Origin of the sequence: Castellaniella sp., assembly GCF_041675725.1 — a bacterium.
Classification (GTDB): Bacteria; Pseudomonadota; Gammaproteobacteria; order Burkholderiales; family Burkholderiaceae_B; genus Castellaniella.
Genome location: NZ_JBAYTI010000008.1, coordinates 1 through 23089, shown reverse-complemented (window position 1 = coordinate 23089; position 23089 = coordinate 1). Strand labels below are relative to the sequence as shown.

The following is a 23089-nucleotide window of genomic DNA, read 5'->3' as shown; positions in this document are numbered from 1 at the left end:
CGTCAGGCGATCAGGCGCCCGGTGCGCAACCGGCGGCCGCGCCGGGACAGCGTATCGGGGGCCAGGTGCTGCAGGCGCTCGGCCAGTGGGGCGCAGTGCGCGTGGCAGATCGCACAGGCCAGCGCATCGGCGGCATCAGCGGCCGGCTCGCCATCGAGCGACAACAGGTGGCGCACCATGGCCTGGATCTGTGTCTTGCTCGCTCGGCCCGTACCGACCACGGACTTCTTGACCTGCAGGGCGGTGTACTCGAATACGCCCAGGCCGCTGTCGGCCAGGGCGCACACCGCCGCGCCGCGCGCGTGCCCCAGCAGCAGCGTGGATGCGGGGTTGGCATTCAGGAACACTTTCTCGAGCGCGGCGACATCGGGTCGGGTGTCGCGCGCGACTTCGCGCAGGTTGTCGAGTATCACCTGCAGGCGTTCAGCCAGTGGCGATTGGGTCGGAACCACGATCGTGCCGCTGGCCACGTACCGCAGCTGGCTGCCTTGGGTTTCGATGATGCCGAAGCCCGTGCGGCGCAATCCTGGATCCACCCCCAATATTCGCATCAGTGCCTGAAATGTCGAAAGCCGGTAAAGACCATCGCCACCCCCCGTTCGTTGGCGGCTGCAATGACTTCGTCGTCGCGGATGCTGCCGCCTGGTTGGATCACGCAGGTCGCGCCGGCATCCGCAACGACGTCGAGCCCGTCGCGGAAGGGAAAGAAGGCGTCCGATGCCACCACCGAGCCCTGCAGGTCCAGCCCCGCCTGGGTGGCCTTGATGGACGCGATGCGCGCTGAATCCACGCGGCTCATTTGGCCCGCGCCAACGCCCAGTGTGGCCTGGGCCCCGCAGAAGACGATGGCATTCGATTTGACATAACGTGCGACGTGCCAGGCAAAAAGCAGGTCCTGCATTTGCTCGGGGCTGGGCGCCTGCCGGGTGACGACCTGGATGGCGGCCGGATCGGCCGTATGCAGATCGCCGTCCTGGACGAGCCAGCCGCCCCCGACCCGCTTGACGTCGAAGTCATTGTGTGCCGGTCCGAGCGGGATTTCGAGCACGCGTACGTTCTTCTTGGCGGACAGGATCGCCAGGGCGGCGCCCGTGTAGGCCGGGGCGACGAGGACTTCGAGAAAAGGACCGCTGACGGCCCGTGCCGCAGCTTCGTCTACGGTGGTGTTGAAGGCCACGATGCCGCCGAAAGCCGAAGTGGGATCGGTCCTGAAGGCCTTCTCGTAGGCCTCCAGAGCGCTGCCGCCCAGGGCGGCGCCGCAGGGATTGGCATGTTTGACGATGACGCAGGCGGGCGTCGCGAAGTGGCGCACGCTTTCCCAGGCGGTGTCGGTATCGGCGATGTTGTTGTAAGACAGCGCCTTGCCCTGGATCTGGCGGTAGCTGGCCAGCAGCCCTGCGCCGACGGCCGGGTCGCGGTAGAAGGCGGCCCCTTGGTGGGGATTTTCGCCATAACGCAGTACCTGCTGGCGCTGCCATTGGAACGACAGCACCCGCGGCCAGGGCTCGCGCGCAGGCACCTGCTCGGGCGCCGGTTCGGCCTCGGTCAGGCTGGCCAGCCAGTTCGCGATGGCGCCGTCGTAGGCGGCCGTGTGGGCGAACGCCTTGGCAGCCAGCTCGAGGCGCAAGGCATAGGAGACGCGGTGGCCGGGGCCATCGAGGTCCGCCAGCACCCGTGCATAGTCGGCCGGATCGATCACGACGCTGACGCCGCCGCCCGGACCGCCATGGTTCTTGGCGGCCGAGCGCAGCATGGCCGGCCCGCCGATATCGATGTTTTCGATTGCTTCGGCCAGGGTGCAGTCGGGGCGCGCCACGGTTTGCCCGAAGGGGTATAGGTTGACCACCAGCAAGTCGATGGTCGGGATGTCGTGCTCTGCCAGTGTGCGCAGGTGGGCGGCATCGTCGCGCCGGGCCAGCAGGCCGCCGTGAATGCGCGGGTGCAGGGTCTTGACGCGGCCATCGAGGATTTCGGGGAATCGGGTGTGCGCTGCCACTTCGGTGACTTCGAGACCGGCCTCGCGCAGCAGGCGAGCCGTCCCCCCCGTGGAGAGCAGGGCGATCCCGCGTTGCGCGAGAGCCGAGGCGAAATCGACGATGCCGGATTTGTCGGACACGGAGATCAGGGCAGTCTGTGTGGTCATGATGAGGCAGTGGGTTTGGCAGGAAAAGGATTCAGTAGGCGATCTGGTGGGCGAGCAGCTTCTTGCGCAGCGTGCCGCGGGTGATGCCCAACATGTCGGCCGCGCGGGTCTGGTTGCCCGCGGTGCGCTCCATGGCCACCTGCAGCACGGTGCGTTCGACGCAGCGGTTCACCATGGCGAGCATGTCGTGGGGTGCGGAATCGCCCAGGTCGGCAAAGTAGCGCTCGAGCTGTTCACGTACGGCTTGTTCCAAGGGGGTTGTGGTACTCATGTCCAAGAACGGTTTCAATGCGGGGTTGTCTCAGGGGTGGCCGCCTTCTCGGCGGGCTGTTGTTCGAGCCAGTGGCGCAGGGCGCGGGCCTGCGCATCGGTGCTGTCCAGCGCCATGATACGCGTGAGCAGCGGCCCGGCTTCGGGCAGGCCGGCGAGATACCAGCCGATGTGCTTGCGCGCGGTGCGCACACCGACGTGTTCGCCATAAAAGGAATAGTGGTCTTCGAGATGACCGAGCAGGAGTTCGCGCAATTCTCCGTAAGTGGGTGGCGGCAGATGGCTGCCGTGCTTCAGGTAGTGGGCGATTTCCCGGAATATCCAGGGCCGGCCCCGGGCGGCCCGGCCGATCATTACCGCGTCGGCACCCGTGGTGAGCAAGACCTGCCGCGCTTTTTCAGGGCTGTCGATGTCTCCGTTGGCAATCAGCGGTATCCGTATGGCGTTGCGCACGGCACGCAGGGTGTCGTATTCGGCTTCACCCGTGTACAGATCGCAGCGCGTGCGGCCGTGCAGAGCCAGGGCGGCGATACCGCAGTCTTCTGCTAGGCGTGCGATGCGTACGGCATTGCGGCTCTGGCGGTCCCAGCCGGTGCGGGTCTTCAGTGTAACCGGAATACCCAGGGGTCGGCAGACCGCCACCACCCGTTCGAGAATGCGGGCCACCAGGGTCTCGTCGCGCAGCAGGGCCGAGCCGGATGCGGCCTTGCAGACCTTCTTGGCGGGGCACCCCATGTTGATGTCGATGATGCAGGCCCCCTTGCGGACATTGAACAGGGCCGCCTCGGCCATCATGTCGGGGTCGGCGCCAGCGATCTGCACGGCGAGTGGCTCTGGTTCGCCGTGATGGTTCAGGCGTTGCGCCGTTTTGACGCTGTTCCACAGGCGCGGGTTGCTGGCGGCCATTTCGCAGACCGCGTATGCGGCGCCCAGCGCTTTGCACAAACGCCTGTAGGGCCGGTCTGTGACGCCCGCCATAGGGGCGGCGCAGACCGGATGCGGGAGGGTCCAGGATCCTATCATCATGCCGGCATTTTAGGACGTTCTTATCGTCGCTGACCCTGCATGAGATGACGGGCCAGTGGCCTGCGCAGCATCGGCAGGAGTTCGAGCGCCATCAGCCCGAGACTGCAGGCGTGTCGCAGCGGGGCCCATTTTGTGGCAAAGACGCGTGGCAGGGTGTCCGTGATGGCGACGGTCAGACCGCGGTCGAGGCGGCGCTTGTGCATGTAGTGCCGCAGCGGGAATGAAACCTCGGATTGCGGGCGGGCCAGCCAGGGCCCGAGCGCATGAGCCAGCTGGGCCACGTCGCGCAGCCCCAGATTCAGGCCTTGTCCAGCCACTGGATGCAGGGTCTGGGCGGCATTGCCCAATGCCATCACACCGGGGCCCAGGTACTGCGGACCCACGTGCAGGGACAATGGGAATGTATGGCTGTCGCCGACGGGCCGAAGCGTGCCCAGGCGTTGCCCGAAGGCCTGTTGCAGCGCCTGGGCAAAGGCGGCTGCCGGGCTTGCGAGCAGCGCTTCGGCCCGCGCGGGCGGCACGCACCAGACCAGGCTGTATAGTGCCGGGTCGGCCGGGTGGGGCAGCAGGGCCAGCGGGCCTTCGCGGGTAAAGCGTTCGAATGCCCAGCCAGGCCGTGGGCGGCTGGCCCGTATCGTGGCCAGGACCGCCCGCTGCCCGTATTCACGGCGCAGGCCGCTCGGTGCGACCCCGTCGGACAGCAGCGCGACGCGGGTCGTCAACGTCTGTGTCTTCAGGGGCAGCTGAACGGGCGTGCCCGCCAGTGGCCTGGAAGGGCGCTCGAGCAAGCGCTGTACCCCGCTGTGCTCGAGCGCCTGGTGCAGACGCTCGAGGAGCTCGTCGTAGCGTACGACACAGCCCAGTTCGGCAACGCCCAGGTCGGCATGGTCGATCTGTGTCTGGCCGACGTGGTGGGCTTGAGACACGTGCACGTGGGTGATGGCGGCGGCATGGGCGGGCCATGCATTCAGGCTGTCGAGAAACTGGTGGCTGCCGTGGTTCATGGCCAGCGCCCGTGGATCGATGGCCTGGCCCGCTGGCCGTGGGGCGGGCATCGGGCCGGCCAGCAGGATGCGCCCGGGATCCGGCGCGTGGCGCGCCAGCGCCAGCGCCAATGCACAACCGACCGGCCCGCTGCCCAGAATGGCGATGTCGTAGCTTGGTGTGGTCATGGCGTCCTGGTGGTCGGGCAAAAGGCTCATTTTAGGATGCTTTACACTAGGCCATCGAAATTCTCCGGCGTCAGCCGGCCTCGCAGTGGGCGGGCGCCATCGGCACCATGCGTAAAACCGGTTTGAGCCTGTGTCTGGCCGCCTCGCTCTTGGCGGGTCATCCGGGGATCCATGCCCAGCCCGTGGGGCTGCCGTCCATGGGCGCCGCTTCGGCGATCGAGCTCTCGCCCGCGCTCGAGCGTCTGCTCGGGCAGGCCATCATGGAGCAGGGCTACCAGGACCCCACCTATGTGGCCGACATCGACATCAACCAGTACCTGAGTGCACTGGGGCAGCGGTTGGCCGTGCATGCGCCGCAGCCGCTCGAGCAGGACATCACCGTTTTTGCCGTGCGTGATCCCGCCATCAATGCATTTGCCTTGCCGGGCGGGTACATCGGGGTGAACAGCGGCCTGGTGACCGCGACCGAAAGCGAATCCGAGCTGGCCAGTGTATTGGCGCACGAGATCAGTCACGTGATGCAGCGGCATATCGCCCGCGGGCTCGAGCAGCAGTCGCAGGGCACGGGGATCATGGTGGCCAGCCTGGTGGGCGCGCTGCTGGCGGCCATGGCCGGGCAAGGCGATCTGGCCATGGGGGTTGCCGCGTTCGGCCAGGCGGCGGCCATCGACCGCCAGCTGGGTTTTTCCCGGGGCGCCGAACAAGAAGCAGATCGTGTCGGGCTGCAGATGATGCAGCAAGCGGGTTTCGACCCGCGCGGCATGCTCGAGATGTTCAGGCGGCTGATGCAGGCCTCGCGCCTGAACGAAGGCGTGGGTGGGGGCTATGCGGCGACGCACCCGCTGTCGATCCAGCGCCTGTCCGATATCGAAAATCGGCTGGATCGCCTGCCGGGCGCCGCTGTGGTCTCGAACCCCGAATACTGGTTCGTGCGGACTCGGCTGGCATTGCTGCAGGCGCGCGATAATGCGACCCGGCAGCGGCTCGAACAGAGCTTGCGCAGCCAGGCGGCCCAGCAGCAGGGGGCTCGCAAGGCCGCTGCACTGTATGGCCTGGCCCTGTTGGCCCATGCGGCAGGCCAGCCCGACCAGGCGCGCAAGGATCTGGAGCAGGCCCGGGCCTTGCAGCCCGCGCCGCAAATCGACGTGCTGGCCATCCAGCTTGCGGCGGCGCATGGTCCCGGGGAGGCTCTCCGGGTGTCTGAGCAGGCCTTTGCCCGTTGGCCAGACAGCCAGGGGGTGGCCTATGAGCGGGCGCGTGCCCTGCAACAGGCGGGCAAATCGGAAGACGCCGTGCGGCTCTTGCAGGCACTGGTGCGCAGGTGGCCCCACGTGGCCGAGTTCCAGAAAATGCTGGCCCTGGAACTGGACCGCACCGGCCATGTGACCGAGGCGCACGAGGCCATGGCCACGTATTACGAACTGCGGGGTGCCGTGTCCACGGCCGTGGAGCACCTGCAACAGGCCCGCGACCACAGCCGGGATTTTTACGCGCAATCGCGTATCGACGTGCGCATCCGTGCGTTGCGTGAGCGCCTGGATACGCAGCGGACGCTGCTGGCGCCCTTTAAGCGGTAATGGTGTGCGTGGCCTGCGGGGCCGCTGCAGGCCGTTTTTGAACGATGGTGCCTAGTGATGCCCGTGAACCGTCTCGCCGTCGCGCAGGGCATAGCGCGCCCCGCAGTACTGGCAGCGGGCCACCCCGTTCTTGACGACTTCGATGTAGATGCGCGGGTGCTGGCTCCAGAGGGGCGCTTTGGGCCCAGGGCAGTACACCGGGAGGTCTTCGGCCCCGACCCGGATGATGTCGTCCTGGCTGGATTCTGGCGTGCTGCTCATGGTGATTCCTTTCAGACCTTGGTAAGCCAGTGGTGGTATTTGGGCGTTTTGCCGGATACCGCATCGAAGAAGGCTTTTTGTAATTGCGTGGTGACCGGGCCCCGTTCGCCGATGCCGATTTGCCGGCCGTCGATCTCGCGGATGGGGGTGACTTCGGCGGCGGTACCGGTAAAGAAGGCTTCATCGGCGATGTAGAGGTCATCGCGTGTGAGGCGGCGCGACGCCACCTGCAGGCCCAGGTCGGCCGCCAGCTGGTGGACGGAGGCGCGCGTGATGCCGGTCAGCGCGCAAGCGATATCGGGTTCGTACAGGATGCCGTCGCGCACGATGAACAGGTTTTCGCCCGAACCTTCGGCCACGAACCCCTGGGTATCGAGCAGGATCGCCTCGTCGTAGCCGTGATCGATGGCTTCGGCATTGGCCAGGATGGAGTTGGCATAGGTGCTGGCGATTTTCGCGCGCGGCATGGTGACGTTGACGTGCTGGCGGGCAAAGGAGGAGATTTTGACGCGGATGCCGCGGCGCAGGGCTTCTTCGCCCAGGTAGGCGCCCCAGGGCCAGGCTGCGATGGCCACGTGCACCGACGCGCCCCGCGGCGAGACCCCCATTTTCTCGGAACCGTAGAAGGCGACTGGGCGGATGTAGCAGGATTCGAGTTCGTTGCGGCGTACGACCTCGATCTGGGCGTCTTGCAGGGCTTCGCGCGAGTACGGGATCTTCATTTGGTAGATGTGGGCGGAATTGAGCAGACGCCTGGTGTGTTCTTCGAGCCTGAAGATCGCCGTGCCGTTCTGGGTCTTGTATGCCCGCACCCCCTCGAAAACGGACAGGCCGTAGTGCAATGAATGCGTCAGCACGTGGGTGGTGGCATCGCGCCAGGGCACCAGCTTGCCGTCGTACCAGATGAGCCCGTCGCGGTCAGACATGGACATTGCTGTCTCCTCAATTGATCAGGCGAATATTGTACCAATTGCCCAGCCAGTCGCGATGCGGGTTAAAATGGTCCGTTCATGCCTGTGCAGGCAAGGTTTTGCCTGTACCCTTTCCTATTCGAATGACCCAATCCCCCACCTCCGATTCGACCGAATCCACCTTGCCCTTCAGTCAGTTTGGCTTGCATCCCGGCATTTTGCAGGCCGTCCAGGACACCGGCTATGTTTCTGCGACGCCCATACAGTCCAAGGCCATTCCCGTGGCGATGGCAGGGCGCGACATCATGGGGGCTGCCCAGACGGGCACGGGCAAGACGGCCGCATTTTCCCTGCCGATCTTGCACCGCCTGATGCCTTTTGCCAACACCAGCGCGTCGCCGGCGCGCCATCCGGTGCGGGCCCTGATTCTCACGCCCACGCGCGAGCTCGCGGACCAGGTGCATGCCAATGTGGCGCAGTACAGCCGTCATGTGCCTTTGCGCACGGCGGTGGTGTTTGGCGGGGTCGACATCCGCCCGCAGCGCGATCAGTTGCGCGAGGGCTGCGAGATCCTGATCGCCACGCCCGGGCGGCTGCTCGACCACGTCGAGCAGCGCAACGTCAACCTGGGCCAGGTGGGCATTCTCGTGCTGGACGAGGCCGATCGCATGCTCGACATGGGTTTCCTGCCGGATCTGGATCGCATCATCAGGCTGCTGCCCGAAGGGCGCCAGGGCCTGTTGTTCTCGGCCACGTTCAGCCCCGAAATCCGCAAGCTGGGGCGCACCTTCTTGCGCACCCCGGTCGAGATCGAGGTGGCGCGCCCCAACGCGGCGGCCGATACCGTCACCCAGATCGCCTATCGCCTGGACAGCGACGCCAAGCGGCGGGCCGTCACCCACCTGGTCAAGTCGCGCCACCTGAACCAGGTGATCGTCTTCTCGAACACCAAGATCGGCTGCAGCCGCCTGGCGCGCCAGCTTGAGCTCGATGGCGTGCGCGCCGAATCCATCCACGGCAACAAGTCGCAGATCGAGCGCATGAAAGCCCTCGAAGCCTTCAAGTCGGGCGCCCTCGAAGTCCTCGTGGCCACCGACGTGGCGGCGCGCGGCCTGGACGTCGCCGGTGTGCCCTGCGTGATCAACTACGATCTGCCGCGCAACCCCGAAGACTACGTGCACCGTATCGGGCGCACCGGCCGTGCCGGGGCCGAAGGGGATGCCATTGCCCTGTACACGGCCGACGAGGAACGCTACCTGATCGACATCGAAAAGCTCATCAAGACCCCGATCCCGCGCGGCGAGCTCGAACTCCCTCGCGAACCGCGCCGCCATGCGCGCCTGTCGGGCCGCAGGGCCAGCCGTTTCACGCCTGAGGCGCCCCTGGACGAGTTCTTCACCAAGCCTTACGAACCTTCGGCCGCAGCGCCCGCCGGCCCCGCCGAGCCCGCGGCGGTTGGTCCGGCCTCCAGCAAGCCCTGTGTGGGCGTGCTGCTGGGCGGGCGGCGCAAGCCAGTCTGATCAGAAACGCTCGATCCGGCCCGGGCCCGTTTGCTGCACGGGTAACTGACCGGCGTGCTGCAGCAGGCGCTGCAGCGCCTCGGCCAATGGCGGCTGGGGGCCCCAGAAACGGGTGCCGGCGGCATCCTGGATCAGCATGGTAGGAAAATCTTCCACATCTTCATCGCCCAGCCACTCTGGGCTGTCTTCGATATCCACCCAGATGAAGGTCCAGTCTGGATACGATTGCGCGAGGCGTTCGAAAATGGCTTGCCAGGCGTCGCACGTGCGGCACCACGCGGCGCAGTAGCAGACCACGCGCCGGCCCTGGTCGGCTGCCAGCCGGGCCAGCAGGGCGGGTTTGTCGATATGGGGGTTGTAGAGGCTCATGGTGGGCGGGCGGGTTCCACGTTCGTCGTCTGATCGATTGTACGGGGCTTGCGTTGGCGCGGCCGTTCGTGGAAACTTCACGTCATGTCCGCCACCGAGATCATCTCATACCACGCGCCTGCCGAACCGGGCTTTGCCAAGGTTGGGCAAGCCTTTCGCAGGGCCGTGGTCAGCCAGCTGCATCCGCGCATGCTGCTGGCCCTGCTGTTGCCGTTTTTCATTGCCCTGCTGGGCGCGATCATCCTGCTGTGGCTGTTCTGGTCTCCTCTGACCCTCTGGATCGATCAGTTCATCTCGGCCTGGGGGCCGCTGGATGCACTGGACCAGTGGCTGCTCGCCGTGGGCTGGTTTTCGCTCAAGCTGTGGATGTTGCCTGTGCTGGTGCCGGTCATGGCGGCTGGGCTTCTGCTGCCCATGGCTGGGATTCTTGGCTTGGTGATCGCCGCCATTTTCGTGATGCCCATCGTGCTGCGGCACCTGGAGCGCCACAATTATCCAGGCCTGAAACGCCAGGGACGCCATGTCACCGTCCTGGGCACCTGGAATGCCATCTGGGTGGGGACCTTGTTTTGCCTGGGCTGGCTGCTGACCATGCCCTTGTGGCTGCTGCCCCCTTTCGCCCTGGTCCTGCCCGTGTTCTGGTGGGCTTTTGCCGTCAATCGCATGTTGCGCGTCGATGCCCTGATCGAACACGCGTCGCCGCCCGAGCGGCGTTTGTTGTGGCGGCGCAACAGCCGACTTCTGTGGCTCCTGGCCGGCTGCCTGTCTCTGTTGAACCTGATCCCGCTGTTTTGGCTGGTGATGCCTGTGTTTTCAGCGCTGGCGTATGCCCACTTCTGCCTGGATGCGCTACGCGAATTGCGCGCACAGACACTGATTGATCCCCAGGAATTCTCTCATGCAAGTTGACCCCCCCCACGTACGCCTGATCGCCATTGGCGACGAGATCCTTTCCGGCCGGCGCCAAGACCAGCATTTCTCGAAGCTGATCGAGCTGCTGCAAAAGCGCGGCATGCGGCTGCACGCCGCCGAATTCATTTCGGACGATGAAGATGACATCACGGCCTGCCTGCAGCGCAGTTTCGCCACCGATGACCTGGTGTTCTGCTGCGGCGGCATCGGGGCCACGCCCGATGACCGCACGCGGCAGGCCGCGGCGCGGGCATTGGGCATCCCGCTGGTGTTGCACCCCGAGGCCGAACGCCTGATTGCGCAGCGCTGCGCCGAAATGGCCGCCAAGGGGCAGGGCACGGCCGACATGAACGACCCCGAAAACCAGCAGCGCCTGCAGATGGGGGTATTTCCAGAGGGCGCGGAGATCATTCCCAATGCCTTCAATCGCATTCCCGGGTTTTTTATTCATAACCACAGCTTCATGCCCGGTTTTCCGGTGATGGCGCATGCCATGATGGCCTGGACCCTGGATACGCGCTATGCGCGCTGGCACCATTGCGAACGCCGCGCAGAGTACTCCTTTCTGGTGTTCGGCCTGCCGGAATCCCGCATCACCCCATCGCTCGAGCAGCTCGAGGCGCAGTGGCCGGGCGTGCGGGTGTTCAGCCTGCCCAACGTGGGCGACCGGGGGGGGCACCCGCATACCGAGCTTGGCGTGAAAGGCCCGCCCGAGGCCTGCGCGCAGGCGCTCGAGTGGCTGCGCGCCCAGGTACTGGCGGCCGGCGGTCGCCTGAGCCCGCCCGCCTGAGTCCATCCGTGTGAATTCGCCCGCGCATGGGCTTTGCCCGTGCATAGGCTCGCGCGCGGCCATGCGCGCAGGCGCGAACGGGCATCTGAGCGGGCATCTTGAATGGGCATCTAGTTCGTCCCTATCGCCCGTTGTTTCTTGTCATGTGGTTTGATTTTTCATATGATGGAAAAAACAAGCTGCCGATCATGCCCTATCCCTCTCTACACGCCAACGAGCACGCGTCCATTACGATCCAGGTCCTGGACCGGGCCATGCGCCTGCTCGACGTGCTGGCCACACGCAACGACCCTGTGACCCTCAAAGAACTCTCGGGCGCGACCGGGCTGCATGCATCCACGGTGCATCGCATATTGGCCGACCTGTGTGTGGGGCGTTATGTCGAACGGGTCGACAGCGGCCTGTACCGGCTGGGCATGCGCCTGCTCGAACTGGGCTCGTTGGTCAAGGGCCGGCTGGACGTGCGCACCGCATCCATCGGCCTGATGCGCGAGCTGCATCGCCAGACCGGCCAGACCGTGAACCTGTCATTGGCCCAGGGCGACGAAATCGTCTACGTCGAGCGGGCCTGGAGCGAGCGCTCCGGCATGCAGGTGGTGCGGGCGATCGGTGGGCGGGCCCCGCTGCATCTGACGTCCACCGGCAAACTGTTCCTGTCGGTCTGGGATGCACGCAGCGTGCGCAGCTATGCCATGCGCACCGGCCTGGCGGGCAATACGCGCAACAGCATTACGCAACTGGATCAACTCGAGCGCGAACTGGCGCTGGTGCGGCGCCACGGCTATGCCCGCGACAACGAAGAGCTGGAGCTGGGCGTCCGCTGCATTGCCGCCGGGATCTACGATGAAGCCGGGGCGCTGCAGGCCGGCTTGTCGCTGTCGGCACCTGCCGAACGCATGCGCGACGACTGGATTCCGCTGCTCACCGAGACGGCGACCAGCATCTCGTCAGCATTGGGTCACGACGGCGAACACTGAGTTGTTGCGCCGCAACAAAATTTCTTGACAGCCTTGTGCAATCAGGTACAATTCCTTTTGTGCAATGCAGCAATCGTGCTGTGCCAGAGAAGGGTAGCGGCCTGTGACCGACGACGTCCTTCTCGCCAACGACAAGGAGTCATCATGAGCGCAACCCAACAACCCCTGCAGGCTTCCCAGAAGGCGGCCCTCGAAAATCTGCTGGCCGTCCAGGAAACCTTTTTCAACGGTTTCGAAAAGCTGGTCGACCTGAACCTCAAGGCCACCAAGGCCGCGCTGGAAGACATCGCCCAGAAATCCAAGGATGCCATCGAACTCAAGGATGCCCAGGAACTGCTCAGCTTCACGTCTGCCCTGGTACGCCCCGAGCAGGCCGTAGCCTACAGCAAGGACGTCTACGAGATCTTCGCCGACATTCACGGCGACCTGAGCAAACTGGCCGATGAGCACCTGAGCCAAGGCCAGCAACAAGTGGCCGAAGCGGTCGAGCAGTTCGCGCGCAATGCCCCCACGGGTTCGGAAGGCGCCGTGGCCCTGATCAAGTCGTCGCTGGCCACGGCCACCAACGCCTACGAATCGGCCGCCAAGGCCGCCCGCCAGGCTGCCAGTGCCGCCGAGTCGAACTTCCAGGCGGCCACCAACGCCACCCTGAAGGCCGCGACCGATGTCAGCAAGGCCGCCACCAAGGCCACCAAGGCCAGCAGCCGCGCCGCCGCCAACTGATACGGCATTCCCATGCACCGGCCCTGTGCGGCTGGTGCCGCCCTGACCGCCCCGGACTCGTGCCGGGGCGTTTTTGTTTACATGTCGCCACAGATTTTCGTGGATCCGGCCATGGAATCGTGCTGCGCGCGCGTGGCGGATTGAGCCAATCCGCACGTCAGACCGTATACTTCAGCGATGAGTTCAATTCGACGCATCTTGCTTCTGGCCGCCGCGCTGCTTCTGGGGCTGGGGGGGCTGTATTGGTGGCAGCAGCATCCGTCCCGGGCGGCGCCGGGCCCTGCGGCGCCCGCACCCGTCCTGGTGCGTCTGGCGACGGTCGAGGTCCGCGATGTGCCGATGCGCATACAGGCCCTGGGAACGGGCGAGGCCTGGCAGAACGTGGTCGTGCGCCCGCGCATCGATGGTCAGCTCGAAGAACTCGGTTTCCACGAGGGCGATATGGTTCAGCAAGGCCAGCTGCTGGCGCGCCTGGATGACCGGATCCCGCGGGCCCAGTTCGACCTGGCCCAGGCCCAGCTGACTCGTGATCAGGTTCAACTGGAGAACGCGCGCGCGGACCTGGGGCGCTATGAGCAGCTGGCCAAGCGTGGGGCGATCGAGCGCCAGGTGCTCGATCGGCAGGCGGCGCAGGTCGCCGTGCTGGAAGCGACCGTACAGGCGGACAACGCCGAGGTCGAACGCGCGCGCGCCGTGCTCGACGACACACGCATCCTGGCCCCGTTGGGTGGGCGAACCGGGGTGATCAATTACGATCCAGGCAATCAGGTCAGGGTGTCCGATGCGCAGGGGCTGGTGACGATCCGTCAGATCGATCCCATGGCCGTGCGGTTCATGGTGCCGGACACGGAATTTCCACGGATCCAGGCAGCCCTGCACAAGGATCGGGCCCTGCGCGTCGAGGTATTCGATCGGGCGAGCGGTGAATCGCTGGGTGTGGGCTCGCTGGTGCTGGTCGACAACCAGATCGACGAGGCCAGTGCCACCTTGCGGCTGAAAGCCCGGCTGGACAACCCCGAACGGCGCCTCTGGCCGGGTCAGACCGTGGATGTGCGCCTGATCCTCGGGCACCATCCGCAGGCGCTGGTGGTGCCTGAGCAGGCCATACAGCGCGGGGTGGACAACCTTCAGGTCTATGTGGTCGAGGCCGACGGTCGCGTGCGCCTGCAGCCCGTCCAGGTCGAGGTCGTTCAGGATGGCATGGCGCTGGTGTCGGCGGGGCTGCAGGCCGGCGAACAGGTGGTGATCGATGGCCAGTACAAGCTGCGTCCGGGGCTCAGCATCGAAGCCATCGAGGAGACGTCGTGAATGTGTCTGCCGCGTTCATCCGCCGGCCCATAGGGACCTCCCTGCTGGCCATGGCGCTCTTCCTGGTGGGGCTGGCCATGTTTCCGCTGCTGCCGGTGGCCCCCTTGCCGCAGGTGGATTTCCCCACGATACAGGTGATGGCCCGCCTGCCGGGCGGGAACCCGGAAACTATGGCCACCAGCGTCGCCCAGCCACTGGAGCGCGAATTTTCGACGATTCCCGGGCTGCAGCAGATGAGCTCCGAGAATGCACTGGGCTCCACCCGGATCACGCTGCAGTTCGATCTGGATCGCGACATCGATGGTGCGGCACTGGACGTGCAAAGCGCCATCAACGCTGCCTCGCGCCAACTGCCGTCGAATCTCAGCAGCCCGCCCACGTTTCGCAAGATCAATCCGGCGGATTTCTCCATTCTGATCATGTCCGTGCAGTCGGACGTGCTGCCTATCACCGAAGTCAACGATTTTGCCGACAACATCCTGGCGCAGCAGCTGTCGCGCATCGAGGGGGTGGGCCAGGTCGTCATCTGGGGGCAAAAGAAGCCGGCCGTGCGCATTCAGGTCGACCCCGAAAAAATCGCGGCGCTGGACCTGGACCTGGATGCCATCCGCAACGTGATCGCCACGACGACGGTGAACCAGCCCAAGGGGATCATCGACGGCTCGCGCCAAAGCTATACCATTTACACCAACGACCAGATCCTCGAGGTCGAGCCCTGGAATGACGTGATCATCGCCTGGCGCAATGGTGCGCCGATCCGGGTGCGTGACATCGGCCGGGCCGTACCAGGCCCCGAAGACATGAAGCAGGCGGGATGGGCCTTTGCCGGCGCCGGGGCGGATGCCGAAGACGCGGCGCTGGATGGCCGTTCGCTGGTCATGGGCATCACCAAGCAGCCGGGCGCCAACGTCATCGACACGGTCGAACGCATCCGCGCCGAACTGCCGCGCCTGATGGCCTCGATGCCGGCCAGCATCCATGTCAGTACGCTCATGGACCGCACACAGAACATCCGGGCCTCCGTGCTCGAGGTCGAATTCACGCTGCTGCTCTCGATTGCCCTGGTCGTGCTGGTGATCTTCATGTTCCTGCGCAATGTGGCCGGGACGCTGATCGCCAGCGCCACGGTGCCGCTGGCGCTGATGGGCACGTTCGCGCTCATGTATCTGGTGGGCTACAGCCTGGACAACCTGTCCCTGATGGCGCTGACGATTTCGGTCGGTTTCATTGTCGATGATGCGGTCGTCATGCTGGAAAACATCTGGCGCCACGTCGAAGACGGGAAGCCGCCCATGCAGGCGGCGCTCCAGGGTTCGGCCGAGATCGGCTTCACCATCGTGTCGATTTCAGTGTCGCTGGTGGCGGTGTTCATCCCCTTGCTGCTCATGAGCGGCATGGTGGGGCGGCTGTTCCGTGAGTTCGCCATGACGGTCACGATGACCGTGATGATTTCGGTGGCCATCACGCTGAGCCTGACGCCGATGCTGTGTTCGCGCTACCTGCGCAAGGTGTCCGGGCAGCGCCATGGTTGGTTGTATCGGGTCTTCGAGGCGGGTTTCGAGCACTTGCTGGCGGGTTATCGGCGGGGGCTGGATTTCGTGCTCGACCACCGCCTTGCGACCCTGCTGGTGTTTCTGGCCACGGTCGTGGCCTCGGCCGTGCTGTTCGTCGTGATCCCCAAGGGGTTCTTCCCGCAGCAGGATACCGGCGCCATCTTCGGCGTGGCCGAGACCTCGCAGGACAGTTCCTTCGAGGCCATGAACGAGCGCATGATGGCATTGGCCGAGGTGATCCGGCAGGATCCGGACGTCGCGGCATTCGGCATGAGCAGCAATGCGCCCACTTTCAACACCGGGCGGTTCTTCATCAGCTTGCGCCCGCGCAGCGAGGGTCGCAAGGCTTCAGCCGACCAGGTCATCGCGCGCCTGCGCACGCAGCTGGCGGAAATCCCCGGCGTGCAGCTGTTCCTGCAGGCGGGGCAGGATATCAACGTGGGCGGCCGCATGTCGCGCTCGCAGTACCAGTACACCCTCACCAGTGCCGACCTGGAAGAACTGAACACGTGGGCGCCGCGGCTGCTCGAGCGCTTTCACCAGCTGCCGCAGCTCACGGACCTGGCCACCGACCAGCAAAGCGGCGCCAATACGGTGATGGTCACCATCGACCGGCAGCGTGCCGCGATGTTCGGCATCACGCCGGCCATGATCGACAGCACGATCTACAATGCGCTCGGCCAGCGCCAGGTGGCCCAGTATTCCACCCAGATCAACAGCTACCAGGTCATACTCGAGATCGACCCGCGCTGGCAATCGGATCCGGCCGTGTTCTCGCGGCTCTACATTCGGTCGCCCGTCACGGGCGAGCAGGTGCCGTTGTCCAGCCTGGTACAGGTGGACACCAGCCGTCCGGGGTTCCTGTCCATCAACCACCAGGGCCAGTTTCCGGCCGTCACGATCTCGTTCAACCTGGCGCCCGGCGTGGCCCTGGGCCAGGCCGTGAACGCAATCTATGCGGCGGAACGCGAAATGGCCGTACCGCTGTCGGTGCAGGGCTCATTCCAGGGCACGGCACAGGTGTTCGAAGAGTCGCTGGCCTCCCAGCCCTATCTCATCGCCGCGGCCCTGGTGGCCGTGTACATCGTGCTCGGGCTATTGTATGAAAGCTACATCCACCCGCTCACCATCCTGTCCACGCTGCCGTCGGCGGGGGTGGGCGCTTTGCTCATTCTCATGGCCAACGGCTTCGACCTGAGCGTGATCGCCGTCATCGGCATCCTGCTGCTCATCGGTATCGTCAAGAAGAACGGCATCATGCTGATCGATTTCGCCCTGGCCGCCGAGCGCAGGCAGGGCCTGAGCCCGCGCGAAGCGATTTATCAGGCCTGCCTGCTGCGTTTCAGGCCCATCATGATGACCACGTTGTGCGCGCTGTTCGCTGGCCTGCCCCTGATGCTGGGCAGCGGGGCAGGCTCCGAGCTGCGCCAGCCTCTGGGCTATGCCATGGTGGGCGGTTTGCTGTTGTCTCAGGCATTGACGCTGTTCACCACGCCGGTGATCTATCTTTACCTGGACCAGGTGCATCGGCGTTTCAGCCGCAGCCCTCAGGCCGTGGTGGCCGACAAGGCTGCCAGCGCCTGAACGCATTCGGCCACCAGGACCGGGCCGCGATAGATCAGGCCGGTGTACAGCTGCACGGCGTTCGCCCCCGCCTGGATTTTTTCAATGGCCTGTGTGGCCTGTTCGATGCCCCCGACGCCGATGATGGCGGTCTCGGAGCCCAGGCGCGTACGCAGCCGGCGGATGACGTCGAGCGAAAGTTCGTGCACCGGCGGGCCCGAGAGGCCGCCTGGCTCGCTGGCGTGGGCCAGGCCCTGCACGGCTGTGCGGGACAGGGTGGTGTTGGTGGCGATGATGCCATCGATGCCATGAGCCGGTACCAGCTCGGCCACGGCATCGATTTCTTCAGCCTGCAGATCGGGCGCGATTTTTACGACCAGCGGCGGCTTGCGGCCGTGGCGGTCGGCGAGCAGCTGGCGCCGGGCCTGTATGGCCGCCAGCAGGGCGTCCAGGGCATCATGCCCCTGCAGGCTGCGCAGCTGACTGGTGTTGGGCGAGGAGATGTTCAGCGTGACGTAGTCGGCATGGGGATAGACGCCATCCAGGCACAGCAGATAGTCGTCGATGGCCCGCTCGATGGGGGTGTCGGCATTTTTGCCGATGTTCAGGCCCAGCACGCCACCCTCGCGGCGCCAGCGGCTGGCCTGCACGTTGTCCAGGAAGGCGTCCAGGCCGTGATTGTTGAAGCCCATGCGGTTGATCAGGCTGCGTGCGGCCGGAAGGCGGAACAATCGGGGCTTGGGGTTGCCGGGCTGCGGCCGGGGCGTGACCGTGCCGACCTCGATGAAGCCGAAGCCCAGGGCGCCCAGGGCATCGATATAGGCGCCATTTTTATCCAGGCCGGCAGCCAGCCCCACGGCATTGGGCAGCGACAGGCCCATCAGGGTGCAGGCGGTACCGGACGGTGGGCGGCTGGCCTGGATCAGGGGGCGAGCCACGCGGCAGGCATGGGTTTTTTTCAGGGCGGCCAGGGTCAGCTCGTGGGCGCGCTCGGCGTCCATCGAAAACAGGGCGGCGCGGGCCAGCGGATAGGCTCTGGACAATAGCGGCATGGCGGGTTCAGTGGGATGGGCCTGGTGTGATCCAGCGCCCGTCCTGCAGGATCTGGTGGGGATGAAACCCTGCCTTGTAGGCCATTTTGGGGCTTTGCGCAATCCAGTAGCCCAGATACAGCCATGGCTGGCGGCGCTGGCGGCAATATTCGAGCTGCCAGAGAATGGCGTACGTACCCAGGCTGCCGTGGGCGTCGGGATCGTAGAACGTATAGACGGCCGAGAGGCCCTGGTCGAGGCGGTCCATGATGGCTACCATGCGCAGGATCCCGTCGGGGTCGTGGAATTCGACCAGGCTGGAACGGACCTGGCTGTTCAACAGGAACTGGGTGTATTGCGCCGGGTCGTCTTCGTCCATGCCCGAACCCCGATGACGCACCTGCTGGTACCTGAGATACAGGCGAAAGTGCGCCTCGTCCCAGTGCAAGGGGCCGAGGCGCACCTGCAGCTGTGCGTTCATGCGGCGCCACAGCTTGTCTTGTGTGCGGTTGCGCACAAAACGCCGGGCATCCACCCGGATGGGGACACAGGCCTTGCAGGTTTGGCACGCCGGCCGATAGATGAACAGGCCGCTGCGTCGGAAACCTTGTTCGATGAGCCGGTCGTACAGGCCGGCGTCGACCAGATGGGCGGGGGCCACCACCTCGGATCGCGCCATGCGCCCCGGCAGGTAGCTGCAGGGATAGGGCGCCGTGACGTAGAACTGCAGATGGCGGAAGACGGACTCGTGTGGGGTACTCATGGCGGGGGTGTTGGGCCTGTCGGCTGATCATCGCACGGTTCATCGCACAGTTGCCCGTCTGCCCGCAGGCGCCCGCGCCCCCAGTGCGGCATGGGGGCCGGGCCCAGTTCGGCCAGCGCGGTCAGGAATTGGTGGCGCGGTATGCTGCGGGCCCCCATGCGGGCCAGGTGCGGGGTTTCCTGCTGGCAGTCTACCCATGGTACGCCAAGGACTTGCAGATGTCTTGCCAGGTAAGCCAGGGCCACTTTGCTGGTGTCGCTCACCCGGCTGAACATCGATTCGCCAAAGAAACAACGCCCCAGGCTGACCCCATACAGGCCGCCTGCGAGTTGCTCGTCGATCCAGACTTCGACACTCTGCACGTGGCCCTGTCGATGCCACGCCAAATAGGCCTGAATGATGTCGGGCGTGATCCAGGTCGAGGTGGTTGACCAGCGTCGTGTGGCCGATTGCGTGGGCAGCGGCCGGCCCCGCAGCGCGGCACCGGGGGCGATCCGGTTGCCGAGGCGCCGGGCGCATTGGTGCATGACAGCCTCGCAGGCGAGGTTCAGCGTCACCCGCAAACGGCCGTCGGGCCGGTCGAACTGGCGTACGCGCTTGGCCAGCGAGCGGCTGATGTGCAGGTCTGCGCAGACCAGTACCATGCGTGGGTCCGGGCTCCACCACAGAACCGGATCGCCGGGCGCGAACCATGGAAACAAGCCCTTGGCGTAGGCCTCGCGCAGGCGTGCGGTGGACAGGTCGAAACCCAATGCCACGAGATCCCGCACGGGTTCTTTGAGGGGGTCGGGGAGCGGTGCGTGCACATCGACCCAGATCGGTTTCATGGCCGAACGCTAATCCGGAAAACGCAGGTCGATGGCATAGTGATGCGTAGGAAACCGCCCCGCTGGCCGGTCATTCAGATAGTGTTCGAGCGTGGTGCTGACCGTACGAAAGGCCAGTTCGCGCCATGGGATGGCATCGAAATCAAAAAATGCAGCTTCCAGGGTTTCGGGCCCGGGTGCGAGCTTCGGGCTGAGGACTTCGGCCAGGTAGTACAGGTGCACCTGATTGACGGAAGGCACGTCGATCACGGTGAATAGGGACTGCACGCGAATATCGGCACCGGATTCTTCCTGGTTTTCCCGTGTGGCGCCCTGCTGGGTGGTTTCCCCGAGTTCCATGAAACCCGCCGGCAGCGTCCATTTGCCATGTCGTGGCTCGATGGCCCGCCGACAGAGCAGCACCTGTTCGCCCAGGATGGGCACGATCCCGACCACATTGCGCGGGTTTTGGTAATGCACGGCACCGCAGTGGACGCACAGGTCGCGGATGCGGTTGTCGTCGGGCGGGATCTTGCGGCTCAGCGCGTGCCCGCATTGTGAGCAATACCGCTGGGTGCGCGGCGCGGGATGATAAAAGGCGGTATCGGAGGCGGTCATGCCGGAATCTTACCGTGTTTCATGCCTGTCCGAACACCGGCATCACCGCGCCGGCCTGTCGGCGGGCGCGCCGCACCCGCCTGTTATTTCCAGTAGCCGTTGGCTGCGGCGATCGTCTGGAAGTTGATGGCGACGACCTGCGAGGATGCGATCAGGGCATTGGCGTCTTCGCCGTAGACGGGGCGCAGCTTGTCGCGCACCTCGGCCGAGGGTTGGGTGTATTTCACCCCCATGCGGGCCAGCTTGATAGCGAGTTCGAAGCCTTCTTGAGGCGTGGCGGTCGTGAGCGTGGTGAGCCAGGTATCGGCCATGGTGAGTTCTCCGTAATGTCAGGCTTGCAAGGATCGCACGGAAAAGCCGACAGCGCCCGGTGAGCCCATGCGGCTGTTATGGTTTCTTTTCCTGTGAGCATTTCGGGCATATGCCGTAGAGCATCATGTTGTGGCTTTCGAGCGTGAACCCGTTTTCCCGGGCGATGCGGTGCTGGCGCTTTTCGATTTCGGTGTCGTAGAACTCGACCACACGGCCGCAGTTGGTGCAGATGAGGTGGTCGTGGTGGTCGCCGTCGTTGAGCTCGAACACCGCCTTGCCGCCGTCGAACTGGCTGCGCATCAGGATGCCGGCCTGTTCGAATTGGGTCAGTACCCGGTAGACGGTAGCCAGCCCGATGTCGACTTCTTCGGCAATCAGGGCGCGGTAGACGTCTTCGGCGCTATGATGACGGGTCTCGGCTTTGCGAAACACATCGAGAATCTTGAGGCGCGGGAAGGTCGCCTTCAAGCCCATGCTCTTGAGTTCGATCTGGTCTTTCATGACTGAAGTATCTCGGGTTGTGTCCGGAAAAGCAAGCCGGCAGTGTCACGGCCAATCGCGCGAGATTCCGAATTCCCTTTATGATAGCGGTTTTGGTGGCAGATCATTGCAACTGCCGAGACCATGATGGGGGTTCTTGTGCATATCCATATCGCGCATCATCTTTCACGCATGAAGGCGTGTGCAACGGCCATGGTACTGGCCCTTGGCCTGGCGGGCTGCGGCTCGACCAACTGGGGCTTTCCATACAAGGCCACCATACAACAGGGCAACTGGATCACCGCCGAGCAGGTGGCCCGGCTCGAGGTCGGCATGACGCGAGACCAGGTCCGTTACCTGCTGGGCACTCCGACGCTGCAGGACATCTTTCACGCCGATCGCTGGGATTACCCCTTCTACAATCAGCCGGGTTATGGGCAGGACGAGCTGCGCAAATTCACCGTATGGTTCGATCACGACCAGCTGGTGCGCTGGGCGGGCGACAGGCAGCCGGATCGGCAGCCGTTCGAGCGCGCCGACAGTGGTGCGACGGCAGCCGAGGTGGCACAGGAAGGCCGTGCCGACACAGAGGCCCGAGACGCCACATCACCCGATCTCGGTCAAGTGGTCGACACAGAAATCCAGGCAGGCGAAGTCCTGCCCCAAATTCAAGAAGGTTTTGAAAATTGATGCATATTGCAATTGCGGGCGCTTCCGGACGTATGGGGCGCATGCTGGTTCAGGCGGTATCCGAAGCGGCCGACCTGAATTTGACGGTGGCGTTGGACAGGCCGGGCAGCCCCTGCCTCGGAGAAGATGCCGGGGCCGCCCTGGGGCTGGACACCGGGGTCGTCATCACCGACCAGCTATCGGCCCTGGCGGGGGCCGACTGCCTCATTGATTTCACCCGTCCCGAAGGCACGTTGCGGCATTTGCAGGCGTGTGTCGAGCATGGCGTCAAGTGCGTCATCGGCACCACGGGCTTTGATGGCGCCGGCAAACAGGCGATTCGCAGCGCGGCGCAAAAAACCGCCATCGTCTTTGCGCCCAACATGAGCGTGGGCGTCAATGCCACGCTCAAGCTGCTCGACGTGGCGGCCCGGCTGCTCGACAGCGGCTACGACGTCGAGATCTTCGAAGCCCATCACCGCAACAAGGTCGATGCGCCGTCCGGTACGGCGCTGGCCATGGGCGAGGTCGTCGCCAGTGCCTGGGGCAAGTCCCTGAACGACATTGCGGACTGGGCCCGGCACGGCGAAACCGGCCCCCGCCAGTCGGGGCGGATCGGGTTTTCGGTGCTGCGCGGTGGGGACATCGTGGGGGATCACAGCGTCTTTTTCTGCGGCACCGGAGAGCGCATCGAGATCACTCACCGCTCGGCCAGCCGCGCCACCTACGCCCAGGGCAGCCTTCGGGCGGCCCGGTATCTGGCGCGCCGCGAATTCGGCCTGTTCGACATGCAGGACGTATTGGCCTGAGCCCACGGCCAGCCAGCGGGCCGGCCCAGGACCATTCGAAGGTCATTCAAGTGCGAGCGGTTCGGCCTCGAGTGCAATGCCGAATTGCGTCTGAACGGATGCCTGTACGGCGCCGGCCAGGGCCCAGACGTCTTGCGCTGTTGCGCCGCCGTAATTGACCAGCACCAGTGCCTGGCGAGCGTGCATGCCCACCGGGCCCTGGCGCTTGCCTTTCCAACCTGCTTGCTCGATCAGCCAGCCAGCCGCCAGTTTGACGGATCCATCGGCCTGTGGATACGCGCGCAGACCATCGAACCGGGTCTGGAGTGCCGCGGCCTCTGACGGGCTGATCACGGGATTCTTGAAGAAGCTGCCCGCGTTGGCCAGCAGGCTGGGATCTGGCAATTTATGGCGGCGGATCTCGCAGATTGCTTCGAATATCTGCTGAGGGGAGGGCGTACGCCGGCAGGCCAGCGTGTCTTTGAAATAGACCTGCAGGTCGGGGTATGAAAGCCGGGCCTGCCAGGCTTTGGGCAACGCAAAACGG

The 23089-nt window shown here is 65.1% G+C and carries 24 protein-coding genes and 1 pseudogene; 10 read left to right on the top strand and 15 right to left on the bottom strand.

Annotated features, from left to right (window positions below; all coding sequences use genetic code 11):
• Positions 1-2 precede the first annotated feature (2 nt).
• From ruvC to WCZ84_RS02680, 5 genes are read right to left on the bottom strand one after another with little or no spacing between them, the layout of a single operon-like run.
• Positions 3-551: a crossover junction endodeoxyribonuclease RuvC gene (gene ruvC, locus WCZ84_RS02700; protein WP_372684717.1), complete on the bottom strand. Its 549-nt coding sequence runs from the start codon at positions 549-551 to the stop codon at positions 3-5.
• On the bottom strand, positions 551-2143 hold the full coding sequence (gene purH, locus WCZ84_RS02695) for a bifunctional phosphoribosylaminoimidazolecarboxamide formyltransferase/IMP cyclohydrolase (RefSeq protein ID WP_372684716.1): 1593 nt from the start codon (positions 2141-2143) through the stop codon (positions 551-553). The genes ruvC and purH overlap by 1 nt, the downstream gene beginning before the upstream one ends.
• A gap of 31 nt (positions 2144-2174) precedes the next feature.
• Positions 2175-2414 carry a helix-turn-helix domain-containing protein gene (locus WCZ84_RS02690; RefSeq protein WP_372684715.1) on the bottom strand — a complete coding sequence of 80 codons (240 nt, stop codon included), beginning with the start codon at positions 2412-2414 and terminating at the stop codon, positions 2175-2177.
• A gap of 14 nt (positions 2415-2428) precedes the next feature.
• Positions 2429-3439, bottom strand: coding sequence for a tRNA dihydrouridine synthase DusB (gene dusB, locus WCZ84_RS02685; RefSeq protein WP_372684714.1), 1011 nt, complete (start codon positions 3437-3439; stop codon positions 2429-2431).
• Positions 3440-3459: 20 nt separating this feature from the next.
• Positions 3460-4641, bottom strand: a complete 1182-nt coding sequence (locus WCZ84_RS02680; RefSeq protein WP_372684713.1) for an FAD-dependent monooxygenase — start codon at positions 4639-4641, stop codon at positions 3460-3462.
• Positions 4642-4718: 77 nt separating this feature from the next.
• On the opposite strand from WCZ84_RS02680, the gene WCZ84_RS02675 reads away from it, so the two are divergent.
• A complete protein-coding gene (locus WCZ84_RS02675; protein WP_372684712.1) occupies positions 4719-6188 on the top strand; it encodes a M48 family metalloprotease in 1470 nt (489 codons plus the stop codon).
• A 51-nt stretch (positions 6189-6239) separates the two neighbouring features.
• Here the strand turns inward: WCZ84_RS02675 and WCZ84_RS02670 are convergent, their stop codons facing one another.
• Entirely contained in the window at positions 6240-6449 is a 210-nt protein-coding gene (locus tag WCZ84_RS02670) for a zinc-finger domain-containing protein (protein ID WP_372684711.1), read from the bottom strand.
• An 11-nt stretch (positions 6450-6460) separates the two neighbouring features.
• Positions 6461-7381, bottom strand: a complete 921-nt coding sequence (locus tag WCZ84_RS02665) for a branched-chain amino acid transaminase (protein WP_372684710.1) — start codon at positions 7379-7381, stop codon at positions 6461-6463.
• Positions 7382-7503: 122 nt separating this feature from the next.
• On the opposite strand from WCZ84_RS02665, the gene WCZ84_RS02660 reads away from it, so the two are divergent.
• Positions 7504-8880, top strand: coding sequence for a DEAD/DEAH box helicase (locus WCZ84_RS02660; protein ID WP_372684709.1), 1377 nt, complete (start codon positions 7504-7506; stop codon positions 8878-8880).
• Here WCZ84_RS02660 and WCZ84_RS02655 read toward each other — a convergent pair whose 3' ends face one another.
• Positions 8881-9249, bottom strand: coding sequence for a thioredoxin family protein (locus tag WCZ84_RS02655; RefSeq protein ID WP_372684708.1), 369 nt, complete (start codon positions 9247-9249; stop codon positions 8881-8883).
• Between the two features lie 84 nt (positions 9250-9333).
• Between WCZ84_RS02655 and WCZ84_RS02650 the strand changes: the two genes are divergently transcribed.
• The 6 genes from WCZ84_RS02650 to WCZ84_RS02625 all read left to right on the top strand — a co-directional run bounded on the left by WCZ84_RS02650 (position 9334) and on the right by WCZ84_RS02625 (position 17096).
• A complete protein-coding gene (locus WCZ84_RS02650) occupies positions 9334-10158 on the top strand; it encodes an EI24 domain-containing protein (protein ID WP_372684707.1) in 825 nt (274 codons plus the stop codon).
• Positions 10148-10951 carry a competence/damage-inducible protein A gene (locus WCZ84_RS02645; RefSeq protein WP_372684706.1) on the top strand — a complete coding sequence of 268 codons (804 nt, stop codon included), beginning with the start codon at positions 10148-10150 and terminating at the stop codon, positions 10949-10951. Before WCZ84_RS02650 ends, WCZ84_RS02645 begins: the two co-directional genes overlap by 11 nt.
• A 188-nt stretch (positions 10952-11139) precedes the next feature.
• The gene (locus WCZ84_RS02640) at positions 11140-11928 is read left to right on the top strand and encodes an IclR family transcriptional regulator (RefSeq protein ID WP_372684705.1); all 789 of its coding nucleotides are present in this window, start codon (positions 11140-11142) and stop codon (positions 11926-11928) included.
• Between the two features lie 144 nt (positions 11929-12072).
• Positions 12073-12651, top strand: coding sequence for a TIGR01841 family phasin (phaP, locus tag WCZ84_RS02635; RefSeq protein ID WP_372684704.1), 579 nt, complete (start codon positions 12073-12075; stop codon positions 12649-12651).
• Between the two features lie 177 nt (positions 12652-12828).
• Positions 12829-13959 (top strand): efflux RND transporter periplasmic adaptor subunit, encoded by a 1131-nt coding sequence (locus WCZ84_RS02630; protein ID WP_372684703.1) that lies wholly within the window; start codon positions 12829-12831, stop codon positions 13957-13959.
• On the top strand, positions 13956-17096 hold the full coding sequence (locus tag WCZ84_RS02625; protein WP_372684702.1) for an efflux RND transporter permease subunit: 3141 nt from the start codon (positions 13956-13958) through the stop codon (positions 17094-17096). The genes WCZ84_RS02630 and WCZ84_RS02625 overlap by 4 nt, the downstream gene beginning before the upstream one ends.
• Here the strand turns inward: WCZ84_RS02625 and WCZ84_RS02620 are convergent.
• The 6 genes from WCZ84_RS02620 to fur all read right to left on the bottom strand — a co-directional run bounded on the left by WCZ84_RS02620 (position 17060) and on the right by fur (position 21106).
• Entirely contained in the window at positions 17060-18127 is a 1068-nt protein-coding gene (locus WCZ84_RS02620; RefSeq protein ID WP_372684701.1) for a quinone-dependent dihydroorotate dehydrogenase, read from the bottom strand. The genes WCZ84_RS02625 and WCZ84_RS02620 overlap by 37 nt on opposite strands.
• Positions 18128-18134: 7 nt before the next feature.
• Positions 18135-18869: an arginyltransferase gene (locus WCZ84_RS02615; RefSeq protein ID WP_372684700.1), complete on the bottom strand. Its 735-nt coding sequence runs from the start codon at positions 18867-18869 to the stop codon at positions 18135-18137.
• Entirely contained in the window at positions 18866-19696 is an 831-nt protein-coding gene (locus tag WCZ84_RS02610) for a leucyl/phenylalanyl-tRNA--protein transferase (RefSeq protein ID WP_372684699.1), read from the bottom strand. The genes WCZ84_RS02615 and WCZ84_RS02610 overlap by 4 nt, the downstream gene beginning before the upstream one ends.
• Before the next feature lie 9 nt (positions 19697-19705).
• Entirely contained in the window at positions 19706-20293 is a 588-nt protein-coding gene (locus WCZ84_RS02605; RefSeq protein WP_372684698.1) for an NUDIX hydrolase, read from the bottom strand.
• Between the two features lie 83 nt (positions 20294-20376).
• Positions 20377-20604, bottom strand: coding sequence for a hexameric tyrosine-coordinated heme protein (locus WCZ84_RS02600; RefSeq protein WP_372684697.1), 228 nt, complete (start codon positions 20602-20604; stop codon positions 20377-20379).
• A gap of 76 nt (positions 20605-20680) precedes the next feature.
• Positions 20681-21106 carry a ferric iron uptake transcriptional regulator gene (gene fur, locus WCZ84_RS02595; protein ID WP_372684696.1) on the bottom strand — a complete coding sequence of 142 codons (426 nt, stop codon included), beginning with the start codon at positions 21104-21106 and terminating at the stop codon, positions 20681-20683.
• Positions 21107-21229: 123 nt separating this feature from the next.
• Between fur and WCZ84_RS02590 the strand changes: the two genes are divergently transcribed.
• A complete protein-coding gene (locus WCZ84_RS02590; RefSeq protein ID WP_372684695.1) occupies positions 21230-21775 on the top strand; it encodes an outer membrane protein assembly factor BamE in 546 nt (181 codons plus the stop codon).
• Positions 21775-22563 carry a 4-hydroxy-tetrahydrodipicolinate reductase gene (gene dapB / locus WCZ84_RS02585; protein ID WP_372684694.1) on the top strand — a complete coding sequence of 263 codons (789 nt, stop codon included), beginning with the start codon at positions 21775-21777 and terminating at the stop codon, positions 22561-22563. The genes WCZ84_RS02590 and dapB overlap by 1 nt, the downstream gene beginning before the upstream one ends.
• Positions 22564-22605: 42 nt before the next feature.
• On the opposite strand, the pseudogene WCZ84_RS02580 reads toward dapB, so the two are convergent.
• A pseudogene (locus WCZ84_RS02580) lies at positions 22606-23089 on the bottom strand (UDP-N-acetylenolpyruvoylglucosamine reductase); the annotation flags it as partial.